This window comes from Croceibacterium atlanticum, assembly GCF_001008165.2.
Lineage (GTDB): Bacteria > Pseudomonadota > Alphaproteobacteria > Sphingomonadales > Sphingomonadaceae > Croceibacterium_C > Croceibacterium_C atlanticum.
In genome coordinates this window covers 3,028,599-3,049,108 of record NZ_CP011452.2, presented here as the reverse complement: position 1 = coordinate 3,049,108, position 20,510 = coordinate 3,028,599, and the positions used below count along the sequence as shown (strand labels likewise).

19 protein-coding genes are annotated in these 20,510 nt (G+C 61.2%); 8 read left to right on the top strand and 11 right to left on the bottom strand.

The features are described from left to right. Positions 1-218: 218 nt before the first annotated feature. Positions 219-1,826, top strand: coding sequence for a GMC family oxidoreductase (locus tag WYH_RS14395; protein WP_053833609.1), 1,608 nt, complete (start codon positions 219-221; stop codon positions 1,824-1,826). Between the two features lie 30 nt (positions 1,827-1,856). Here the strand turns inward: WYH_RS14395 and WYH_RS14390 are convergent, their stop codons facing one another. The 5 genes from WYH_RS14390 to WYH_RS14370 all read right to left on the bottom strand — a co-directional run bounded on the left by WYH_RS14390 (position 1,857) and on the right by WYH_RS14370 (position 5,641). After that, a complete protein-coding gene (locus WYH_RS14390) occupies positions 1,857-3,107 on the bottom strand; it encodes an MFS transporter (RefSeq protein WP_046904387.1) in 1,251 nt (416 codons plus the stop codon). After that, the gene (locus tag WYH_RS14385) at positions 3,104-3,973 is read right to left on the bottom strand and encodes a DUF8021 domain-containing protein (protein ID WP_244877931.1); all 870 of its coding nucleotides are present in this window, start codon (positions 3,971-3,973) and stop codon (positions 3,104-3,106) included. Before WYH_RS14385 ends, WYH_RS14390 begins: the two co-directional genes overlap by 4 nt. Before the next feature lie 5 nt (positions 3,974-3,978). Beyond that, a complete protein-coding gene (locus WYH_RS14380) occupies positions 3,979-4,617 on the bottom strand; it encodes a nuclear transport factor 2 family protein (protein WP_046904385.1) in 639 nt (212 codons plus the stop codon). Positions 4,618-4,706: 89 nt separating this feature from the next. Continuing rightward, complete coding sequence (locus tag WYH_RS14375) at positions 4,707-5,228, bottom strand: nuclear transport factor 2 family protein (protein ID WP_053833608.1); 522 nt, start codon at positions 5,226-5,228, stop codon at positions 4,707-4,709. Next, on the bottom strand, positions 5,225-5,641 hold the full coding sequence (locus WYH_RS14370; RefSeq protein WP_053833607.1) for a nuclear transport factor 2 family protein: 417 nt from the start codon (positions 5,639-5,641) through the stop codon (positions 5,225-5,227). The genes WYH_RS14375 and WYH_RS14370 overlap by 4 nt, the downstream gene beginning before the upstream one ends. 152 nt (positions 5,642-5,793) lie before the next feature. Here WYH_RS14370 and WYH_RS14365 point away from each other — a divergent pair, with 152 nt between their 5' ends. Next, positions 5,794-6,327: a MarR family winged helix-turn-helix transcriptional regulator gene (locus WYH_RS14365; RefSeq protein WP_046904384.1), complete on the top strand. Its 534-nt coding sequence runs from the start codon at positions 5,794-5,796 to the stop codon at positions 6,325-6,327. A gap of 13 nt (positions 6,328-6,340) precedes the next feature. Here WYH_RS14365 and WYH_RS14360 read toward each other — a convergent pair whose 3' ends face one another. Continuing rightward, positions 6,341-6,769 (bottom strand): nuclear transport factor 2 family protein, encoded by a 429-nt coding sequence (locus WYH_RS14360; RefSeq protein ID WP_046904383.1) that lies wholly within the window; start codon positions 6,767-6,769, stop codon positions 6,341-6,343. A gap of 342 nt (positions 6,770-7,111) precedes the next feature. On the opposite strand from WYH_RS14360, the gene WYH_RS14355 reads away from it, so the two are divergent. Continuing rightward, a complete protein-coding gene (locus WYH_RS14355) occupies positions 7,112-9,466 on the top strand; it encodes a TonB-dependent receptor (protein ID WP_053833606.1) in 2,355 nt (784 codons plus the stop codon). A 98-nt stretch (positions 9,467-9,564) separates the two neighbouring features. Here WYH_RS14355 and WYH_RS14350 read toward each other — a convergent pair whose 3' ends face one another. The 3 genes from WYH_RS14350 to WYH_RS14340 form a co-directional block, all read right to left on the bottom strand. Next, positions 9,565-10,440 (bottom strand): glycosyltransferase family 2 protein, encoded by an 876-nt coding sequence (locus WYH_RS14350; RefSeq protein WP_053833605.1) that lies wholly within the window; start codon positions 10,438-10,440, stop codon positions 9,565-9,567. Positions 10,441-10,671: 231 nt separating this feature from the next. Next, complete coding sequence (locus WYH_RS14345; RefSeq protein WP_046904382.1) at positions 10,672-11,076, bottom strand: hypothetical protein; 405 nt, start codon at positions 11,074-11,076, stop codon at positions 10,672-10,674. Between the two features lie 281 nt (positions 11,077-11,357). Further along, on the bottom strand, positions 11,358-13,025 hold the full coding sequence (locus WYH_RS14340) for a dipeptidyl-peptidase 3 family protein (RefSeq protein ID WP_046904381.1): 1,668 nt from the start codon (positions 13,023-13,025) through the stop codon (positions 11,358-11,360). Between the two features lie 162 nt (positions 13,026-13,187). Here WYH_RS14340 and WYH_RS14335 point away from each other — a divergent pair, with 162 nt between their 5' ends. Then, entirely contained in the window at positions 13,188-13,862 is a 675-nt protein-coding gene (locus WYH_RS14335; RefSeq protein ID WP_046904380.1) for a response regulator transcription factor, read from the top strand. Positions 13,863-13,949: 87 nt separating this feature from the next. Here the strand turns inward: WYH_RS14335 and WYH_RS14330 are convergent, their stop codons facing one another. Together WYH_RS14330 and WYH_RS14325 are read right to left on the bottom strand one after the other, a co-directional pair. Next, a complete protein-coding gene (locus WYH_RS14330) occupies positions 13,950-16,748 on the bottom strand; it encodes a TonB-dependent receptor domain-containing protein (protein WP_046904379.1) in 2,799 nt (932 codons plus the stop codon). Between the two features lie 111 nt (positions 16,749-16,859). Further along, complete coding sequence (locus WYH_RS14325; protein ID WP_046904378.1) at positions 16,860-18,416, bottom strand: hypothetical protein; 1,557 nt, start codon at positions 18,414-18,416, stop codon at positions 16,860-16,862. Positions 18,417-18,702: 286 nt separating this feature from the next. On the opposite strand from WYH_RS14325, the gene WYH_RS14320 reads away from it, so the two are divergent. The 4 genes from WYH_RS14320 (at position 18,703) to WYH_RS14305 (ending at position 20,494) form a co-directional block, all read left to right on the top strand. Next, the gene (locus WYH_RS14320) at positions 18,703-19,080 is read left to right on the top strand and encodes a tetratricopeptide repeat protein (RefSeq protein WP_046904377.1); all 378 of its coding nucleotides are present in this window, start codon (positions 18,703-18,705) and stop codon (positions 19,078-19,080) included. Positions 19,081-19,266: 186 nt separating this feature from the next. Next, the gene (locus WYH_RS14315) at positions 19,267-19,902 is read left to right on the top strand and encodes a lytic transglycosylase domain-containing protein (RefSeq protein ID WP_082348014.1); all 636 of its coding nucleotides are present in this window, start codon (positions 19,267-19,269) and stop codon (positions 19,900-19,902) included. Next, positions 19,903-20,205, top strand: a complete 303-nt coding sequence (locus tag WYH_RS14310; RefSeq protein WP_046904376.1) for a TrbC/VirB2 family type IV secretion system protein — start codon at positions 19,903-19,905, stop codon at positions 20,203-20,205. 7 nt (positions 20,206-20,212) lie between these two features. Continuing rightward, positions 20,213-20,494 (top strand): VirB3 family type IV secretion system protein, encoded by a 282-nt coding sequence (locus tag WYH_RS14305; RefSeq protein WP_046904375.1) that lies wholly within the window; start codon positions 20,213-20,215, stop codon positions 20,492-20,494. The last annotated feature ends 16 nt before the right edge of the window (positions 20,495-20,510 follow it).

The window sequence follows — 20,510 nt, the reverse complement described above, 5'->3', positions numbered from 1 at the left end:
CCTGCGGACGCCCTGCAACTTCCTCCATTCGTTGACGCGATCATAACAATCGTTATGGTCTTTCCCGGAGCAGGACGATGAGGGGCAGAGGGTGAGGCATGGGCCGGCACCCGGTTTGATCACCTTGACGGACCAGTTTCACGCTAACGATCCGGGAACAGCCGGGCGGGGAATTCCGCATCCGGGGATCGCGGCAGAACGAGAAGGGAAAGCGGATCTTGGTCGAACCTGATATCATCGTAATCGGAGGCGGATCGGCTGGCGCGGCCATGACCGGGCGGCTTGCCGCAGCCGGGCTTGACGTTACCCTGGTGGAAGCGGGCGCATCGGATCGCCACCTCAAGTCGCGCGTACCGGCCCTGACAAGTTCCATCGTGCAGAACCCCGATTTCGACTGGTGCTACCAGGCGGAACCCGATGCCTCGCTCGGCGGCCGGGCCGATGTCTGGCCGGCCGGCAAGATGCTGGGTGGCGGCAGCGCGCTGAACGGGATGATGTTCATTCGCGGCCACCGCTGGGATTATGACCATTGGGCGGATCTTGGCGCATCCGGCTGGGATTACCAGTCAGTGCTCCCCTATTTCCGCCGCATGGAAGACAATGAGCGCGGGGCGGATGAATGGCGCGGAACCGGCGGGCCAATTTCCGTATCCGAAGGGCGCGCCCGCTATCCGATCACGGAAGCGTGGCTGGCAGCGGCGGAAGCCGCGGGCATCGAACGGCGCGATCTCAACGGCGAAACCGCAGAGGGCGTGGACTATGTTCAGGTCTCGCAGCGCAATGGGGAACGCTGCTCCGCCGCGCGGGGTTATCTGCATGATTTCAAGGGCGCCAATCCGCCCCATATCGTGCTCGAAGCGCAGGTTCTGCGTATCCTGATCGAAAACAAGCGGGCCGTAGGCATCGTCTATCTGCAGGATGGCCAGGAAAAGACCTTGCGGGCAAAGCGCGGCGTAGTGCTGAGCGCGGGCGCGATGAATACGCCGCGCCTTCTGATGCTGTCCGGTATCGGCCCGGCCGAACATCTGGCCGACAAGGGTGTCCCGGTGCATCATGATCTTCCCGGTGTCGGGGGCAATCTGCAAGATCACGTGGGCACGCATGTCGTGAACGAAGTCAGCGCGCACACGCTGAATGACGATGCGCGGGGCCTGCGCGGGGCAATGTCAGTCCTGCGCTATGCACTCTCGCGGAGCGGCGCGCTCAGCACATCGATCGGCCACGCACAGGCTTTCGTGAAGAGCCGGCCGGACATGCCCGCGCCGAACCTGCAGATCTCGTTTGCCGCCTTCGCCTTCGATTTCGATGAACAAGGGCGGCTGATGCTGCGCAAGAACGCATCGGTCTCGACCCTCGTCGGCCTGATGCGCCCGGCCTATCGCGGACGCATTTCCCTGCGCTCCTCCGATCCGATGGCGCCGCCGGTGATCGAACATCAGCAATTGTCCTGCGATGACGATATCGATCAGATCGTGGAAGGGATCGCTATCGCCCGCGAAATCCTGCAGCAATCGCCTGTGGCGAAATATATCACCGGCGAACTGCGCCCGGGTGCCGCGATGACGGCGCCGGAGGATTTGCGCGGCTATGTGCGCATGGCGGCCATCCCGATGTATCACCCGGTCGGCACGGCAAGGATCGGGAAGCCGGAGGATCCGATGGCGGTCGTCGATCCCGATCTGAAAGTGATCGGCATGGAAGGACTGTGGGTCGCCGATGCGTCGGTCTTCCCATCATTGCCGGCGGGCAACACCAATGCCACCGCCATCATGGTGGGAGACAAGGGTTCCGACCACGTTCTCAAAGGGCTGCGCATCAACGCCTGAGCTTCGCGGCAAGCCCGACCGTCCGAACCTTCAATCGGCGGTCGGGTTTGCTGCCTCCGGTGCCGCAAGCGCTTCCGCCCCGCGCCGTGCGCGGGGGATGAGCAGGACCGCACCGATACAAAGGAATGCGGGCAGCGCGGCAAAGGCGAAGAAGGTGGCCGTACTGGCTCCGGCGCCGATCACTGCCCCGCCCACTACCGGCCCACCGATCGCGCCAAGCCGCGCGACTGCCACGGCAATACCAATGGCGGAGGATAGCAGGTGCGGCGGGAAGAACCCGACTGCAACCGCCATGATCGCCAGATGCGCGGCCGATATTCCGCCACCCGCAATCAGCAGCAATACGCCCCAACTGAATGGATCCGGCTGGAACAGTCCGAACATCAGCAGGGCGGCGGCAGCGCAGGAATAAGTGGCAATCAACGCCCGCACCGCCCATCCGCGATCCAGCAGAAGCGACAGACCGAGACCGATGATCAAGCCACCGAACTGTATGAGCGAAAGGAAACGCGAAGCCGTATCCACGCTGATACCCGCCGCAGGCAGCACCGTGGGCACCCAGCTGACGATCAGGTAAAGCACGAGTGCATTAACCGCATAGAGGCCCGCGAACAGCGCGGTAGAAAACAGGAGCGGCGGGCGGAGCAATTGCACGAAAGCGACCTGGCGCTTGCTGCCGGGGGCGACCTCCGGCCGCTCCAGCTTGGGCGATTCAGGCAGAAGCAGCATCAGTGCCAGCAGCAGCGCGAAAGTCGCCGCGCCGCCAAAGATGAAGAGCCCGTGCCAACCGGCCAGCGAAACCAGCGGAGGCGCGAGCAGACCCGCAGCGATGCCGCCCAGTGCGATACCCATCGAAACGATGGTCAAGGTGCGGGCCCCGCGCCCGGCCGGGGCGATCTCGGCCACCAATGCGGTGACGTTCGGCAGGCAAGCGCCCAGCCCCAGCCCGGTGGCGAGACGCCAAAGGGTGAATTCGGTAATGGTCGAACCGGTCGCCGTGCCCAGCGTGGTCACCGCCATGACCCCGGTGGCGAGCAGGATCATCGGCCGTCTGCCGATCCGGTCGCCAAGCGGCGCCAGCACTATGGCGCCAATGCCCAGGCCCAGAAGAACCGCCGACAGCGCCCAGCTGAACTGTTCCGGCGCCGCGCCCAGTTCCTCAACCAGATATGGCACCACCAACGGCATGGCGTTGAGATCGTAGCCGTCGATGAACATGACCAGCCCGCACAGGATCAGCGGGATCAGCGTGCGCCGGTCAAAAGCGGTGGCGGCGTTCACCTACCACCCCAGGGTGACGGCATGTGATAGGGCACGGTCATGAAATTCGCTTCGATCTGACGGATGGCTCCGTCCTCGATCCTGAACAGCTCCGCCAGATAGAATGTGTGCGGCCGCCGGATCATCGAATCGACGTGTTCGCCATTGGTCAGCGTATATTCCGCCAGGCGCCCGCAATGGTCGATAAACCCATATGCCATCACCAGCCCCCGCTCTACATCGAACAAGGGAAAGCGCCGGGCGCGCAGGCGATCGTCATAGCGATACCAGCCGAGCCTGAACTGTTCTTCGCATGGCAGGCCGGCAATCGGCAGCAGGAAATCGGGATTGTTGGTCGTTTGCACGCCATTTTCGACCCTGTTGCACTCCGGATGAAAGCGGGTGAACAACTGGCCGTCATTCTGTTCGAGCGTGTTGAAATACCCATCCGCCACCGCACGCAGGCGCTCGCGGCTCATCCGTTCGCCCTCGGGCACTATCGCTTCGAGAATCGGCTTGCGCTCGAATTTCGGGTTTTCGAATCTCAGCGCTTCGTCACTCTGCCGCACAATCAACGTTTCCACCTCGCTGATTGCCCCCGTCGGGTCGATGGCGAGACGGAAGGTGACGGCCGATTCCTGATCGGTTTCCGCCAGCGTGGTGAACAGGCCGACCTGGCGGTTCACGGGGTCTGCGAAACGCAGATCGTAATCGCCCCGGCCCGTCGCCGTACCCCAGATACCGTCACCAATCTGGAGCGCGACATTGTTCTCTGTCGTCCGTGCCCCTTCGGCCCAGCGGACCCGCCCCGGATCACGCGCGAGCAGCGCGTCCATGAATCCATCCAGCGCCGCGTAAAGTGCTGCACGGTCGCAAGTCTCCGCCACGCCGCTTACCATGACCGGCCGCTGACCGGATTGGCATAATGGAAGGGGGGAATGAAAATCTCGGGGAAGGCTTCGTAATCATGCGTGGATGGCTGATCGGGCTGCAGACCATCGATCTTTCGCACCATCGGAACGCCGCCATGATTGGGACCGCGATCATATTCGCAATAGAAGGTGATAAAGGCGTGCAGCTTGGAGATGCGCCAGACACCGTCGATCAGCTGATAGGCGTTTTCATAGACCGCCTCGCCCCAGCGCGCTTCGCCGCCAAGCCAGGCGATCAGGATGAATGCGCGCCAGCGCCCCTTGGCGGTCTGGCCATCCGGATCGATATGAATGACCGGCTGCAGCTGCATGTGATTGAAGATCGTGCCGCGCTCGTAAGGCGGAAGGGCGTGAAGATACTGGCGCACGCGATCCTGCCCGATATAAACGCCGCGGCCGGCGATCTCCAGCGTGCCGTCCGGCGCGAACATGTCCGCCGCTTCGTCCCACAGGCCCTTGTCCACATAGTAACCATAGGCGGCCTGCAAGTTGCAGATTGCGAGATGCGCTTCCGCGGCCGTCGCCTTGGCCCGCAAAGCGCGAACTTCTTTTTGCAGGGCAAGGACGGTTTCGCGCAGCGATGCATCTTCTTCAGACATATTAATTCTCCCGGCAGCCACTCAGGTGGCGCTTATTTGGTTGTACGTCGCAACGATCTTGACAGTTAATACAAGAAGCCCGGCAGGCCTCAGTCCTCCCCCGGGGTTTGCAGACGTCGGTCGTTCGGATCGAGCCGAAGCATGTCGGCGCTTTTGAGCGCCGGATCCCAATGTTCGACGATTTTACCATCCGCGATACGGAACAGATCGAACCAGCTCGTATGATAGGGTTCGTCCTGCGCATCGCGTTCCGGCCGCACGAAGGCGAACAGGACCATGTCCCGCTCGGCTATGATCGATACAAGCGGCAATTCGATTGTCGGCTTGATCTCGCGTTCGGGGCGTGAATTGCGGATGAAGTTGGCAAGTTCGTCCGGACCGCTGGCGACATTGGGATTATGCTGGATATAATCTTCACCGATAAATTCCGGCACCCTGTCGGCGCGCCCTGCCTGCAAGACGATGCGATACATGTCGTAGCAAAGCCGCTTATTCCGCTCCAGCACGGGGCCGCCGCCGGCCAGCATGGCCTCGTGATCGGCCGCGATGACCGGGGTAGTCTGCCCTTCGATCGGGTCTGCGGCCGGGAGCATCCTGGTCACTTCGCTCATTCCGGCTTCTCCTCCGTCCAGGGACGCGGCCATTTGCGTGTATCATCCCAATGTTCCACGATCAGACCGTTTTCCAACCGGAACATGTCGAATGAATGGCCCTGATAGGTTTCGCCAGGCCGGGTCGGATCGGGCTGCGCCTGTTCCCAGATCGCCACCACATAATCGCCCTGCGCCACGGTGCGGACCAGTTCCTTGTGGGCCGGGGGCGTGAAATCCTTGGGCGTGTTACGGACCAGATCGGTCAGATGGAGGATATGTTCCCGCCCGGAAGGCATGTTCACATTGTGCTGGATGTAGTCGGGGTGGATATATTTCAGCACCGCCTCGCGGCTGCCTTCATAGATCACGCCTTTCCACATCGCGATCACGATTTCGGCATTGCGCTCTTCCAGCGTGGATTCCTGAGCCATTTCATCCTCCCAACTTCCCTGTCACCGGCGGGTTCACCCGCTTCGATTTGCAAGGATATCGTAACGAACGTTATCGTCAATGCAAGCCTCTCAGGCCCATTCGATACTGCACCAGCTTGACGGGCCGAAGCCCGCGGCCCCACATAAGAGCCATGTCCGAACCTATCGATACGCAGCAGGCCAAGCCGTCCGACCTGAACCGTGACGCAGAAATGCTGCACAACATTCTGAAGCTGGGCAACCGGCTGATGGCGCCGTTTTCCGTCTATCTCGCGCACCAGCATCGCATCAGCCTCAATGAATTCCGCGTGATGATGCTGATCGGCCATTACGGGTCGGCCGCAAACTACGAACTCGTCGAACTGACGGGGGTCAGCCCCATGAGCATATCGCGGGCGGTTTCGACTCTGGAGAAGAACGGGCGCGTTGTCGGCACGCCCGACCCCGCCAATCGGCGCAGCAAGAAACTCACGCTGACGGAAGAGGGCGAGCGGTTGTTCCGCGCGATGCGGCCAGCCACCGATCTCGTCGCCGAATATCTCCTGTCCCGGCTCAAGAATCACGAAAAGGCGGCGCTCGACCACATATTGCACACCCTGATCGCCACGCTGGAAGCGAAGGACGAAAAGGGCAGATCCCTCTTCATGGAGCATACGCGGCCCGACCGCGCCGACGAATCATCCTGATCGCGCCGGGCCCTCAGCCCATACCGCGTCCGCTCGCCGTGGTGGCGGGCACGGGTTGCGCGACATCCCAATGTTCAACGATGATACCGTCTTCCATCCGGAAGATGTTCATCAATGCGTGCCCCGGATCTTCCGGCCCCTGGCGCCCGATAAGGTGCGCCACGGCATAGTCGCCATCAACAAGCAGGCGGCGAACATCCATGCTGACGGTGGGCCGGGCCAGCAAGCCTTCCAGATGCGCAATCGCCGCCTCGCGCCCGTCCACGACAGCCGGATTGTGCTGGATATAGTCGGGATGAACGTAACGTTCGAAGGCTTCGCGAACCTTCATTTCATCATAATACAGCCGGACGAAATCGAGAAAGGCCTCCCGGTTGCGAGCCGTGCGGGCGGCATAATCGGCACTGGCAGCCTCTGAAAGCTCTGCTGTTCGAATGTGCATGGTCCAGATTTCTCCTCTCCGCTCCCGCTTCACCCTCGTGGCGGCAGGAGCATTTATGGACTGTTGGGCCCACCCGTATCGGGTTGACTGTTTGTAACGTTCGTTATAGTTTTTGCATCAACCGAGACCACAGTAAAGATGGTTCAGGACAGAGAGAATGCATTGGACAAAGGCCAGGGGCGCTCCCCGGATTTTCCGCGCCATTTGCCCAAAGCCCGCCCGCGAAGTTCAGCAGCGCTGAGAGCGTCGCCAAACCTTCACGAGCGAAGAAGATCGCCGCCACGCATCGGCGTGTAGGTCCGCCAATGGGGCAAGAAGCCAAGAATATGAAAGGGAGGAAGGATGAACACCAAGACCATGCGCACCTGCTGCAGTGCCATCGCGATCGGCATCGCCACAGTGGGTGCTAGCCACGCAGCCGCTCAGACTGCTGAATCGACGGAAGCAAGGACCGCTGCTTCCGTCGCGGAGATCGTGGTTACGGCGCAACGCCGTGAACAGCGGCAACAGGACGTGCCGATTTCCATCTCCGTGGTCGATGGCGCGCAGATTTCGCGTGACAATCTGGCAGACCTTTCGGCGGTGGCCGATCGTCAGGCCAATGTTCAGATCACCCCAGGGCCGTTCGACCAGTTGAACATCCGCGGTATCGGTTCGTCGAACAATACCGGGTTTGAACAATCGGTCGCCACATTCGTGGACGGCGTTTACCGTTCACGCCCGCGCGCCATCCGTGCCGCCCTGTTCGATGTAGAACGGGTGGAGATCCTGAAGGGGCCGCAAACCACCTTCTTCGGCAACAATGCCATTGCCGGCGCGCTGAACATCGAAACCCGCAAGCCCGGCAATGATTTCGAGATCAATGGCACCGCGCTTTACGGCACGTTTGACGAATATAATCTCGAAGCCGGCGTAACCGTGCCCGTCAGCGACATGCTCAGCCTGCGCGTCGCAGGGCGCCTTTCGGGCATTGACGGCTATGTGGACAATGAATTCACCAATGACGATGCGCCGCGGGAACGCACCCGCGTCGGCCGGGCGTCCGTGGCATTCACTCCTACGCCTGGTTTCCGATCGGATCTGCGGGTCGATGTCGGTGACATTTCGTCGGATGATTTCCTCCCGTTCGAGATGGAAAACTGTCCGCCCGATGCGCCCTTCACGCCCGGCCCGACCTGCGCCAGCTACCTCGCGGCCAATGGCGGGGAGATCGATGATACACTCAACTGGCGCAACAACAGCCCTCCGGGAAATCTCGATTATTCCTTCACCGAAGTGGGCTGGACCAATTCGATCGATATCGGCGCCCTCACGCTCAACGCGATCACGGGCTATTTCGATCACCATACCGAATATCTGCAGCAGCTTGTGCCCTCACCCGTTCCCGGGATTGGCGGCGGCGGGCAGCTGCCGGTCTTCCAGCGTGAAACCTTCCGCCAATGGTCGCAGGAACTTCGCCTTGAATCCCCGACCGGAGGGTTTCTCGAATGGCAGATCGGCGCGTTCTATTCCGACACCAAATTGCGCAATAACGGCCTGACCGGGTTCTATTTTGCCCCCTTCGGGGCTTCCGCACCGCCCTTCACGGCAGACTCCCCGGTATCCGGCCGGGTCACCGTGAATGAAGACAGTGAAACGAAATCGGTCTTCGGCGCCGCCACGCTCAATCCGACCGACCGGCTGAAACTGAACCTTGGTTTGCGCTATTCCGAGGTGGAGAAGCATGGGTTCCGCAGCCTCGTCTACGGTGTAGCCGACGCGACATACCCGACGCCGGAAAGCTTCGTGCCCGGCAGCGAGGAAGTGAGCGAAACGCTCAACGCCATCCTGGGATCGTCCAACACCAATTTCGCCAATCCGGACCGCACTGATGACAAGCTCATGCCGTCCATCGGCCTGCAGTTCGAGGCGACGCCCGATCTCACCGCTTATGCTACTTACAGCAAAGGCTTCAAGGCGGGCGGCTTCAGCGGTGGATCGACGGGGGGCGATTTTGGTCCCGAAACGGTCGACGCCTATGAAGTGGGCATCAAGGGCAGCCTGTTCGATCGGAGCGTGACATTTGCGCTGAGTGCGTTCCGCGGGGATTATTCGGGACTGCAGGAATCCGTTTCGGAAACATTGCCGAGCGGTTCCGTGCGCGTAAGCGTGGCCAATGCCGCTTCGGCCCGCTCGCAAGGGCTGGAGTTTTCGACCAGCTGGCGAGTGACAGACTGGCTGACCGCAAGCACGGATATCGCCTATCTGGATGCCGTGTACCGGGATTACGATGCTGCGCCCTGTTCCTCGATCCAGACCATCCTCGGGGAAGAAGCCGGCTGTATCGACCGCCGGCAGGATCTTTCCGGGAAGCGGCGCGGTTTCGCCCCGGAATGGAGCGGCAATTTACGGCTCGACGCGACGATTCCGGCCGGCAACCTGCAGGTTCGGGTCACTCCGCTGATGTATTTCACCTCATGGTTCTACCAGTCATCCACGGCGGACGATCTTATCCGGCAGGAAGGATATGCGAAGTTCGACCTGCGGCTGGGTGTAGGCCCGCAGGACGGAATCTGGGAAGTGGCGCTGATCGGCAAGAATCTGACCGACAAGGCCACTGCCGGCTTCCGCCAGACGGTGAGCGGAGCCAACGGTTCAGTATCTGCCCTGGCCGATCGGCCCAGGACCGTCGCCCTGCAGGTGATGTTCAGATATTAAGAGCTTCTACCACCCGGCCGGGGGCAATTGCATCCCGGCCGGCCCGGCATTCGCGATCAAGGTGGTTTATGGCACCGGCATTAGTCGGCTGAGATTGCTCAGGCCCGATGGGGCCTGCCGCCTGCGCCCAATTTTATGATCTCCAGCTGGATGATCGACCAGATCATCACCACCATCACGATGATGCCCGGCTTGAATACCGTCTCGATATCCGAATTTTTGACCCATTTCGCCTGATTGACATATTCATCGAGATTGAGCCGGGAGAAATGCCCGATTTCCCGGCGGTCCGCTCTTTGCCATCGGCCGCCGATGACGCGGCGTTTCTTCGCGATCAGGGCACGGAAATCGGCTCTCGCCGGATGGCGGACCAGCATGTCCGGTGCATAATGCAGGGGATATCCGGCATCGGCGATGCGGGCAGCGCATTCGCCGTCCCCGCCCGACATCAGCGTATCGTCAAACATGCCGATTTCCACCAGCAGGCGTTTTGAAATCAGCCAGTTGGCCGTGACACAGTGCCTGTTCCTGACATTCCATTCCTGATTGAGGCCGGTGGTCAAAGCGTCATATCTGGAACTGAATGCGCCGGAATTGCCTGCACGGAACATTTCGATCCGGCCGCCCACCAGGCAATTGTCCCCATGGATCTTTGCATAAACAAGCGCCTGCGCGATCCAGTCGGGCGCAGGCACGCAATCCGCATCGGTAAACAGCAGAAATTGGCCAGAAGCCTTGGCGACGGCATGATTGCGAGCAGCGTAGGAGCCGGGCTTCGTTTCCCTTTCCACGCGAACGAATGGATAATCCCGGGCGACTGCAACAGTCCTGTCCGAAGAACCGTTATCGACGACGATGACTTCATAGGTGTCCGCGGGTGCAGTCTGGTCAGCCAGAGCATCCAGCAGAAGGGGTATCTCCTTTTCACCGTTCCAGACAGGGATGATGACGGAGAGCGGCAATTGATCGGTCATGAGCAACCCTTGGCCCCGAGGAAGCGTGGCACGACGGAAGATGGCAGGAATTGCCACGTGCGAATTGGGCCCGCGAACAACGGGGTCAACGGGCTGACACGCGCCAACCATCTGCTTTTATTGATGTATTTTGGGGGTATATCAAATCCTGCGGCCCGGGCAATCAGCCCACATTCGGCTGGGGCTCATCCATGCACGCTTCGTCCGAAATCTGGCGAAGGCCGCTGGTCCCTAATCCGCTTCGGCCAGCGCACCGGCCAGCCTGTCCACGACGAAGGCCAGTTCCGGGGCCCGCTCATCCCCGATCAGGCCTTCGCAGCGCGCCGCCAGATCCTCCGGCGGGACATGGCCTGCCGCGCCGATCAGGGTCAGCAACAGGGCCTCTCCCTCGGCCACGCTGGGGCAGCAGGGCGCGGAAAAATGCAGCGGGCAGCGCGTATGGCGGGCAAGCACCGACATCAGGCAGTGGAAAGCACCCAGCGCGCCTTCCGCCTCCTTTTCCCGGAACAGCGGCTCCACCGCCCGGACGGAACAGCGCGCCTGATGCTTGGACATGACCCACAGGCGCATGGCCCAGACCAGGAAACGCTGCCTCTCGGCCAGTCCTTCCAGCGGCCTATCGATATAGTCGTACATGCGCGCCTCCATTCAAACGGACCACGGCGACAGCGATGGCCGCCATCCATTGCCGGGCATCTGCGGCCTGCGCCCTGTGGTCCCACACAACCAACAGCCGATGACCGAACGCATCCGCCCTTTGCGATTAATTCTCATTAGCGTCTATTGAAGAAGCGAAGTGCGGTCAACCGGCACCGGCGGAGTTTTCTGCACCGCTGAAACGGGCACGAAAAAGCCCCCCGGCGAAGCATTCGCCGGGGGCAATCGAGGATGATGATGGCCCGGCCCGCGCCGGACGATCAGATCTTGTAGGGATAGACCGGACGGATATCGACCGGGATGCTCGCCATTTCGGCAATCGCATTTTCGGCGTGTTCGTCCAGCACTGCCCAACGGTCGAAGAAGGCCTTGGTGCCTTCGTAATCGCCATTGGCCTGCAGCATCAGTTCTTCATGCAACAGATCGCGCAGGCCGGCCTCCATCTTCGCCTCGTCGATGACGTAATGGCCGCCTTCTTCATCCCAGGCGAAAGCGCCCTTGTCCTTCAGATAACCATATTGCGCGGCCGCGCCCTTCCCATGCGCCTCCAGAATGCCGAACCGCATCGCGCGGAAAATGCCGGTGAAATAGGTTGCCCAGAGCTGGCTCTTCTCGGCCTTGGGCAGTTCGCCCTTTTCCATCATGAACAGGATGTTCCAGACGCCCATGATATCGGCCTTGGATTCTTCCAGCGCCGAATACTGATCGCGCAATTCCTCCCCCACGGTCGTCTGGCGGCCATTGACGGTGATCGTGCCCGGCCCGAGGCTGTGCGACAATTCGTGGAACAGGGTTTCCAGTTCCATGTATTTCTTCGCCACCAGATCGGCCTGTTCCTGCTCCAGCACGATGGCTGCCATCGGCTGCAGGATCCGGTCATATTTCGCGCCCAGCACATTGCGCAGGATCACCTTCTTGGCCCCCTTCGCTTCGCGAACCCGCTCGTCATTGGGCAGGTTGAAGGCGATGGTCTGCACGCCGGGCACATTATCGCCCCCGCCCTGCACCTGATCGGCCACGGCAATCGGGCTTTCAAAGCCGCGCTGGAAATTCTTGTAGCGATCCTCGATCGGGAGGTTCCCCTCCATATCGCGCAGATATTGCTTGTATTTGTCGAGCGCGGCGGATGCCTGCGGATCCTTCAGCGTGACAAAGCTCTCAAACGCGGTCTTCGTGCCGAACAGCCCGTCAGTATAGACTTCATACGGCCCGATCGCGACTTCGATCGGCGTGCCGGACAGGTCCATCCAGGCCAGCTCGCTCTCGAAATAATCGTCCGTCAGGAACGCTTCCGCCCGCAGATTGAGGAATTTCTTCAGGCTGGCATTGCTGGTCTTCGCCGCTGCCTGCCGCAACAAATCCGCCGCCGGTTCCAGCCATTGCCGGTATTCAACCGAATAGGGCACGGCCACCAGCGCATCGCCATCGCGCTTCACCACCGTATAGGGGCTGGTCAGCGCCGCTTCCTGTTCCGGATGAGCTTCCAGATAGGCATCGAATTCCTCGCGCGTCAGATCTGCCGGGTAGAAACCGGCCCCTTCCGGCATGGGATCGCTGCCCCAGAAGGGATGGCGTTCGGCGATTTCGTCCCACGGGCCGAAATTGCGATCGAACATGTCCAGCAGCAGATCCCTGTCATCACGGTCCGAAGCGGCAATCGCCGCGCGGATCTGCGGGTTGGCCGGGTCCCGCTGGCGCATGTAGATCTCGCTCATCAGACCGGATGCCTCGATCAGAAGGTTCACCACCTCCCGCTCCTCCGCGGAAAGATAGGACGTATCCGGATTCATCGCGATTTCGGCCATCTTGGCCTGCTGGGCGGCAAGATCATAAGCGGCAGCATCCGCAGAGGCCACATCAGCCGGCCCCGTTGCCGACTGGCCGCATGCGGCGAGCGAGAGAGCGACCGGAAGGATTAGCATTCGCATGGAATTTTTCCGTTTTCTTGCAATGATCTCCACGCTCTAGCCCCGCCAGCCGCACATGTCACGAATGCCGCAGCAACCGGCGCGGCATTGCGTCATCCAGTCATAAGCGAGTCACATGGGCGAGGCAGGAAATCTCCGGAAAATCTGCTGGAATGAGGCGGGATGAACCGGATCAGTATCTTCACGACGAGCTTGGCGGCAGCAGGGTTCGAGGATTTCCACCATGGCGACACGGTCTTCTCTTTCGAATTGCTGGGGCCGGACGGTCCCCGGATACTGATCGAAGGCCCCGCATGGGCCTTTGTCGACTGGGTGATGGACGATTTGTCAGGCCTGGAAATGTGCCGCCGCCTGCGCGCCGATCCGCGCCTGCGCGATGCCCATATCACCATGGTGCTGGAACATGACGACAAGGAAGACCGCCGCCGCGCGCTGAAGGCCGGGGCCGACGATTACGCCATCGGCCCGTTAGACCGGCAAGCCATGCTGGACCGTGTTCTGGCCCTGCATGCCTGCGACCGCCTGCGGGGCATCGGCCAGATGATCGAACTGGGCGAATTGCAGATCAATGTCGCGGGCGAACAGGCCCTCTGGAAGGGCAAGCAGATCCCGCTCCGCCCGAATGAATTCCGCGTTTTGCGTTTCCTGGCGGAAAACCCCAATCGCGTGCTGTCGCGCCAGGAACTGGTTGATGCACTGGGGAAGGCCGGGGATCCTGAATATCTCCGCACGGTGGATGTGTGGATCAAGCGGTTGCGTTTCGGCCTGCGCAATGCGGGGGCGAACCACTTGCTGCGCACCGTGCACGGCAAGGGCTATGTCCTCGACCTGATCTGACTGCCGCCCTTCCCGGCATCATGGGGACTGAACTTCAAAATTGCGCGGCCGATGCCCCAGGCGCAGCGAAGCACCGGCCGCGTCCATTCAGAAAGTGATGGAAAGCGAAGCCGAGAAACGGCGCCCCACATCATAACTGTTGTTCTCGAACCGCAGCCCCTGGCTGTTGATCTGGTATTCCTGATGATCGGTGCCAAGCAAATTGCGCGCTTCCAGCTTGAATTCGGCATCGGCGCCGAACAGGTCGATACCCTGCCGCGCAACGAGATCGAGCTGGACGCCCGGCTTTTCGATCACGTCAGGCAATGTGTTGAAGCCCCGCAAGGATACACGGTCGCTGGCATAGGACAGCAAGACGGTGAGCTGCTGCAGCCGATCCGTATCCTCCAGCCCAAGCTGCAGGTTTATCAGGTGATCCGACTGGCCGACCAGTCGCGCGCCGTCCCGGAAATAGCTTGATGCCTGCGCACCGGGGATGACGTTTTCGCCCACGATGACCGTAACGGTATCATTGTCGCCGACAGAAAGTTCGGAACTGGTGTAGGTATAATTGGCCAGGAAGACGAGCTGCTTCGTCTCGAACCAGCCGCCCCAATCATACAAATCCATGAAATACTGGAAATCCGCCTCCGCGCCATAGATCGACGCTTTCGGCGCATTGGCATAACCCACGCGCTGATCGCCCGCGACGGAGAAGATATAAGCCTCGATCGGATTGTCGATTTCCTTGTAGAAACCGGCAAGCGAAACACGGCTCTGCCCGCCGAGGTAATATTCGGCGCGCGCTTCGCCATTCAGCAATTCGCTATCCACCAGATAGGGGTTGCCGCTGAACTGGCGATTGGTTTCCGGGTCGAAATAGACCTGGCGGACCAGTTCGCGGAATTGCGGACGGGCGATTGTCTTCGAACCGCTGATCCGCAATTGCAGATCGTCCATCGCCTCCCAGGTGATCGTGGCGCCGGGCAGCCAGTAGCTCTCGCTCCTGGATACGGCAGTACCCAGATTGAGCTGGCCGATCGGCGTGGTCGACTGGGTGGCGTCTTCATAACGGACACCGCCCTGGATGGTCAGGTTCGGTGTGGGCGTCCATTGCAGCTGGCCATAACCGGCATTGATCGTCAGCTCTGCCGAGAAGGCCGGATCGCTCTCGTTGAAATCGAGCAGTTCGATATCGAAGAGATTGAAAGTGGCCGAATTGAACAGATAGGTGGGTGATCGCGTACCGGCGGCAGCCAGCACATATTCCAGCGCCGGCAGCACTTCGGGCGGCAGGCTGGGAATATCCGGATCGCCATCGGGGTTGAGGAAATCCAGATCCACATCCGCCCGCAACTGGAACCCGCGGCGTTGGGAATAGCGATCCGTATCCGTATAGGCATAGCCCGCGGTGATGCTGAGAACCGGCGTTATTTCATAGGTAGCATCAATGCCGCCGAACCACAGTTCTTCATACAGGTCGGAAAAGCTGACATTGGCGCCGGTTTCCTGCAGCGCCTGCTGCCCCGCACCGCTCAGATCCACGCGATAGACATTGCCGAAGGGATCGTTGGCGTCATTCGTGCGGGCATAGACATAGTTGAGATTATACGGCGCTTCACGGTCCGTCCGGGCGAAACCACCGCGCAGGTCCAGGCTCAAGGCACCGAAATCGAATTCGCCCACTGCCTGGGTATCGATCAGCTGCCGTTCGAACCAGCCCGTCTTCTGTTCCTGCAGATCCGCATCGGGGAATTCGTTGAAATCCTTGAAATTGGCCAGGCTGGCCTGCTTCACCGTATCCCGGATGAAAAGATTGGTCAGGCGGATCACATGATCGCCGAATTCATAGCCAATGCCGAGCATCGCATTGACGAGCATGTTGTTGTCGGTGACGAAATTGCTTTCATCGCGCGCCAGCGTCGTGTCGTTCGGGCCGGCCTCCTGCCGGGAAATCACGCGATTGCGATAATTATTGCTGAGGCTGCCGGTAAGAACGATTCCCAGCCGCCCGTCGGCACCAACATCGAAGGCGGTGCCCGCTGTCATGCCGACCGAGAAATTGGGGCGGAGATCGCCGATCTTCTGCAGCGTCGACATCTGCGAAGGCAGCAGGACACGGGCCAGGTCTTCCACCCCGCCCTGATCGAGATCGCCGACGGTCAGGCCATCAGCAATGGAATTGTCGATGAAATTCCGCAGCACCGGCGGCATGTCGCGTATGCCATTGTCGAAGCCGGTCCAGTCAGTTCCGGCCCCGTAATAGGCCAGGCCGTTTTCAAACGTGGTTTCGGTATCGCCGCTCAATCCCCCGCTGATGGTCAGGAAACTTTCATCCGGCACGGCGCGGGTTGTCAGATTGATCACGCCGCCGCCAAATTCGCCGGGGAAGTTGGGCGAATAGGTCTTCTGGACGAGCGAGGAGGCGACCACATTGGTCGGGAAGATATCCAGCGGCACAACCCGGCTGAGCGGTTCCGGGCTTGGCAATGGCAGGCCGTTCAACATCGCCAGTGAATAGCGATCGCCCAGGCCGCGAACATAGACGCGGCCATCGCCCACGACCGAAAGGCCGGTCACACGGCCAAGCGCCCCGGCAATATCGCCTTCGCCGGTGCGCGCGATCTGTTCTGTAGAAAGCACGGAAACGACCTGTGCCGCATTGCGGGTGGGGTCGCGGTTCACCCGGCCGGTGACGATGATGGCACCGCCGGGGATGGAAATGACGGGATCTTCGACAGCTTCCTGCGTGTCACCTTCAACGCCTTGAAGGACCGCATCCGGATCCTGTTCAGCCTGCTTCTGCGAATTTGCGTTTCCCTGCGTATCCTGCGCCAGGGCGACGCCCGGAAAGCTAAGCGCGGTGGAGAGCAGAAGCAGTCCAGCCAGCTGCTTGCCAGTGGTCATGGTAGAAGACCCCCTCATTATACGGTCCTAAATATTTCGAGGGCTTGCGCCCCGGGTGTCAGGGGAGAGGCTCGCCCGGCGGGCAGAACCCCTCCCCCATTTCCAGGTTGCTCAGACTTGGCTGTAAACGGGGAGCGACTGGCACGAATTGCCGCTTCCGAAGCTGACCGTGGCGGAATCGCAGGTCCAGCCCTGGGTCCAGTCGGCACCGTTCGGCACCGCGCCGATGAAGTTCACCGTCTCGAAGAAGCTGCTCAGCGCTGTCACATCGAAGATCGGGGTGAAGCCCGTTTCGCTTGCGCCGTTCAGATAATTCCCGGTCAGCGTGTTGGTGTAATCGAGCACATTGCCCGTGCCGGCATTGATATAACCCAGCACTTGGCCGCTATCGGCGCTCGAACACTGGAAGCCGACGGATTCGAAGCTCGGCTCGCCAGCTTCGTCGGCCGTGCTGCGGCCAGCGGCGGTTTCATCACCATTGACCGAAACGCAATTGCCGTTCGGCTTCACGATCACGCCATTGACCATGGTAAGGTCGGCCGCACCGCGAACCGCCACCGCCTGGCTGCCGCCGCCAGCGGCCCAGAAAGTGAAGTTGGAGAAGCGGGCATGGGTGCGCGGCATCGCATCGATGGTGAAATCGCCATCGGGAGAATCGAGTTCGAGCGCACGGTCGCCGGCGCCAGCGCGCTGAACCGCCAGGGCGAACTGGATATCGGCCTTGGCACCCGTATCGATATCGAAGGAATCGTCCTCGGCGCCGACCACGATGAAGTGGTCCATATTGACGTTACCGCCGAAGATTTCGACGCCATCGTCCGAGCTGTTATAGGACTGGACGTGGCTGATCGTGGTGCCGCTGCCCACGCCGCCCGTGGTCAGGGACTGCAATTCGCTGCCCTGGGCCAGCGTGAAACCGGAATAACGGATCTGCAGATATTCGATGGAGCCGGAGCTGTCGCCCGGCGTGTTGCCGCCAAAGCTCGGCGGGTTCAGCGCACCTTCGAGTTCCTGCTGGCATTCCACCTGGTTGGCGGGGTTGGGCGTGCCCGATGCGCAATCCGAAACCGGCGCGCGGCCAAGCAGGACGATACCGCCCCATTGCTGCGAGGAACTGTTGTTGTTCAACCCTTCCACATTGTCTTCGCTGGTGAAGATGACCGGCCGATTGGCCTCGCCCTCGATATTCAGCGTGCTGCCGCGCTGGGCGACGAGATAGGAACGCCCCGTGGCCGCATAGACAATGGCACCGGCCTCGATCGTCAGATCGACAGTCGTGCCTTCGATACCGTCGCTGGCATCGGCGGTGGGTCCGTCATCGACCCCGATATCGACGCGCCCGTTCATCGCATACAGCACGCCCGGGACATAGGGCAGCGTCGCATCTTCGGAGAATACGGAAGGCAGCGTGCAAACGCGCCATTCGCCGGTCGGGCCGGTGATCGTGCCCGAATTCGCCAATTCGTCGGCCCCGATCGTCGGGCAGCCCGCCGCCGGGGTCACACCGGTGGGTGTGGGGGTCGGCGTGCCGCCGGTGCCGCCGCCGACATTGATATCGCCGATATTGATGTCCCCATTGGCGCCGGGCGAAGCGATTTCTTCCGGACCGCAGGCGGCAAGCGCCAGGACACTGCAGCCAAGAACAAGCGAGCGAGAAAGGTTAGTCACAGCGTGCGGTCCCCTCAAAAAAAACCAGAATCAGAAAGAATGCGAATTCGTGATCGCGAATCGCTCGCTAGGACCGCGAAGTGACAGTTTCTTTGCAGGGCAAGGATTTGCGGCATGCCGGATTGCGGCACTGCCCCCGAAACGCCCGATCAGCACCGGGAAACCGGGCCATTTTGTGTGACCGGAAAAGTTCTGTTTCAGTTTTATGACATTATGACGTTTTTATTGCAGTCATCATTGCCGGGGCGCATTCTCCCCTCACGAATGAAAAGAAGGGAGAGTGCAGATGACTGCCTCGATGATCATGGCGGCCATGCTTGCCGCCCAGGGTGTCACCGTATCGCCGTTGCTGGAAACGGATACGATCCAGCAGAAGGATGCCGCTTTTGAAGATATCGCCGCCGGTAAGGCCGACAGTGCGATAATCCTGCTGAAAGCCGGCCTGGTTGAAGAGCCCGGCGATCCGGCATTGCTGATCAATCTTGGCGCGGCTTATGAACAGACCGGCGATCTGGAAAGCGCGGCCCGCGCCTATCGCGCCGCGATGGACAGCCGCACGCGCTACCAGCTGGAACTGGCCGATGGCCGCTGGATGGATTCGCGCCGCGCCGCGCAGATCGCGTTGAGCAAGCTGGAAATGACAGGCACGATCGCGCTGCGCTGAACCTGCGCGCCTTCAACAATAATCATTACACGGTTCATACGGGCGATAACGGCCCGTAAGCCGCACGATACAGGTGCCCGGACGGAAGCGTTCGGGCCCCTGCGTTTTCGCACCGCGCACCCTCATCCCGTCCCTGTCACGACTTTGTCATTTGCAGTGCGCATTGGGCGGGCTGTGGAACGTCGGATGATTCTGGGTGCGGCGAAAGCCGCGATCGGTCTGTCGCTGGGCACGCTCTGCGTAGCCCCGGCACATGCCGACGTGCTCGAAATCGGCGACAAGGGCGCTCGCTGGATCTCCGGCCCGGATGCCGATGCGCAGCAGACCGGCCCAATATCCGCTGCTGTTCCGCTGGAAGAAGTGCCTGCGGAAGCTGGCCTGGTTCCGGAACATGCAGTGGCCCGCGCGGGCGATGGAGCGGCGGCCGTGCCGCAATTATATTCCGCGAAAGTGGCGGAACTGTCCGCCCGATATGATCTCAGCCCTTCCCTGATCGAAGCGCTGGTGTGGCAGGAAAGCCGCTGGCGCGCGAATGCCGTATCCCCTGCCGGTGCGCGGGGACTGGCGCAATTGATGCCCGGCACCGCCCGCGATCTGGGCGTGAATCCGGACGATCCCTTTGCCAATCTGGAAGGCGGCGCCCGTTACCTGCGTGAACAGATCGACCGTTTCGGCGGCGATCTGGAACGTGCCCTGGCGGCATATAACGCCGGGCCGCACCGCGTGATCCGTTCCGGCGGCGTGCCCGACATCACCGAAACGAAAAACTACGTGTTGGCCATCATGGGCCGTCTTTCCGACCAATCCCGGAGTTCCGAATAGATGCGTTCGTTTTCCCGTATTGCCGCGCTGGCGGCCCTGCTTGTTCCGTCTGCCGCTTATGCGCAGGGTGCCGATCCTCAGGGCTCCGGCCCGATCGTGGCCGCGCTGACCTGGATGCAGGGCACCTTGCTGGGCAATGTCGCCACCGCCGTGGCGGTGATGGCCGTGGCTGCTGTCGGCTTCATGATGCTGACCGGCCGGATGAACTGGCGTTTCGGCGCCACGGTAATCATCGGCTGTTTCATCCTGTTTGGCGCTGCATCGATCGTTTCCGGCATCCAGTCCGCCGCGGCGGTGGGCTGACCGCGCGATGGAACTGGCCCGTTACCCCGTCCACCGTGCGCTGACCCGGCCGCAGATGTTCGCCGGGGTGACGTTCAACTATTTCATCATCAACGGCCTCGTCACGACGGAGATGTTCCTGATCCTCAAGAGCTTGTGGATCCTGCCCATCCCCTTCGTGATGCATGCGGCGGGCTATTTTGCCTGTCTGCGCGAGCCGCGCATTTTCGACCTGTGGATCACCAGGGTGAGCAAGTGCCCGCGGGTCAAGAATTTCAAGCGCTGGGGCTGCAACAGCTACGCCGCCTGAGCTGAACCGCCGCATT

Coding starts and splice junctions, on each gene's coding strand:
- WYH_RS14360 (WP_046904383.1), bottom strand. CDS start 6,769: ATGCACATTCGAACAGCAGAGCTTTCAGAGGCTGCCAGTGCCGATTAT.
- WYH_RS14370 (WP_053833607.1), bottom strand. CDS start 5,641: ATGGCTCAGGAATCCACGCTGGAAGAGCGCAATGCCGAAATCGTGATC.
- WYH_RS14345 (WP_046904382.1), bottom strand. CDS start 11,076: ATGTACGACTATATCGATAGGCCGCTGGAAGGACTGGCCGAGAGGCAG.
- WYH_RS14315 (WP_082348014.1), top strand. CDS start 19,267: ATGATTCTGGGTGCGGCGAAAGCCGCGATCGGTCTGTCGCTGGGCACG.
- WYH_RS14375 (WP_053833608.1), bottom strand. CDS start 5,228: ATGAGCGAAGTGACCAGGATGCTCCCGGCCGCAGACCCGATCGAAGGG.
- WYH_RS14350 (WP_053833605.1), bottom strand. CDS start 10,440: ATGACCGATCAATTGCCGCTCTCCGTCATCATCCCTGTCTGGAACGGT.
- WYH_RS14380 (WP_046904385.1), bottom strand. CDS start 4,617: ATGTCTGAAGAAGATGCATCGCTGCGCGAAACCGTCCTTGCCCTGCAA.
- WYH_RS14310 (WP_046904376.1), top strand. CDS start 19,903: ATGCGTTCGTTTTCCCGTATTGCCGCGCTGGCGGCCCTGCTTGTTCCG.
- WYH_RS14305 (WP_046904375.1), top strand. CDS start 20,213: ATGGAACTGGCCCGTTACCCCGTCCACCGTGCGCTGACCCGGCCGCAG.
- WYH_RS14330 (WP_046904379.1), bottom strand. CDS start 16,748: ATGACCACTGGCAAGCAGCTGGCTGGACTGCTTCTGCTCTCCACCGCG.
- WYH_RS14320 (WP_046904377.1), top strand. CDS start 18,703: ATGACTGCCTCGATGATCATGGCGGCCATGCTTGCCGCCCAGGGTGTC.
- WYH_RS14340 (WP_046904381.1), bottom strand. CDS start 13,025: ATGCGAATGCTAATCCTTCCGGTCGCTCTCTCGCTCGCCGCATGCGGC.
- WYH_RS14335 (WP_046904380.1), top strand. CDS start 13,188: ATGAACCGGATCAGTATCTTCACGACGAGCTTGGCGGCAGCAGGGTTC.
- WYH_RS14355 (WP_053833606.1), top strand. CDS start 7,112: ATGAACACCAAGACCATGCGCACCTGCTGCAGTGCCATCGCGATCGGC.
- WYH_RS14365 (WP_046904384.1), top strand. CDS start 5,794: ATGTCCGAACCTATCGATACGCAGCAGGCCAAGCCGTCCGACCTGAAC.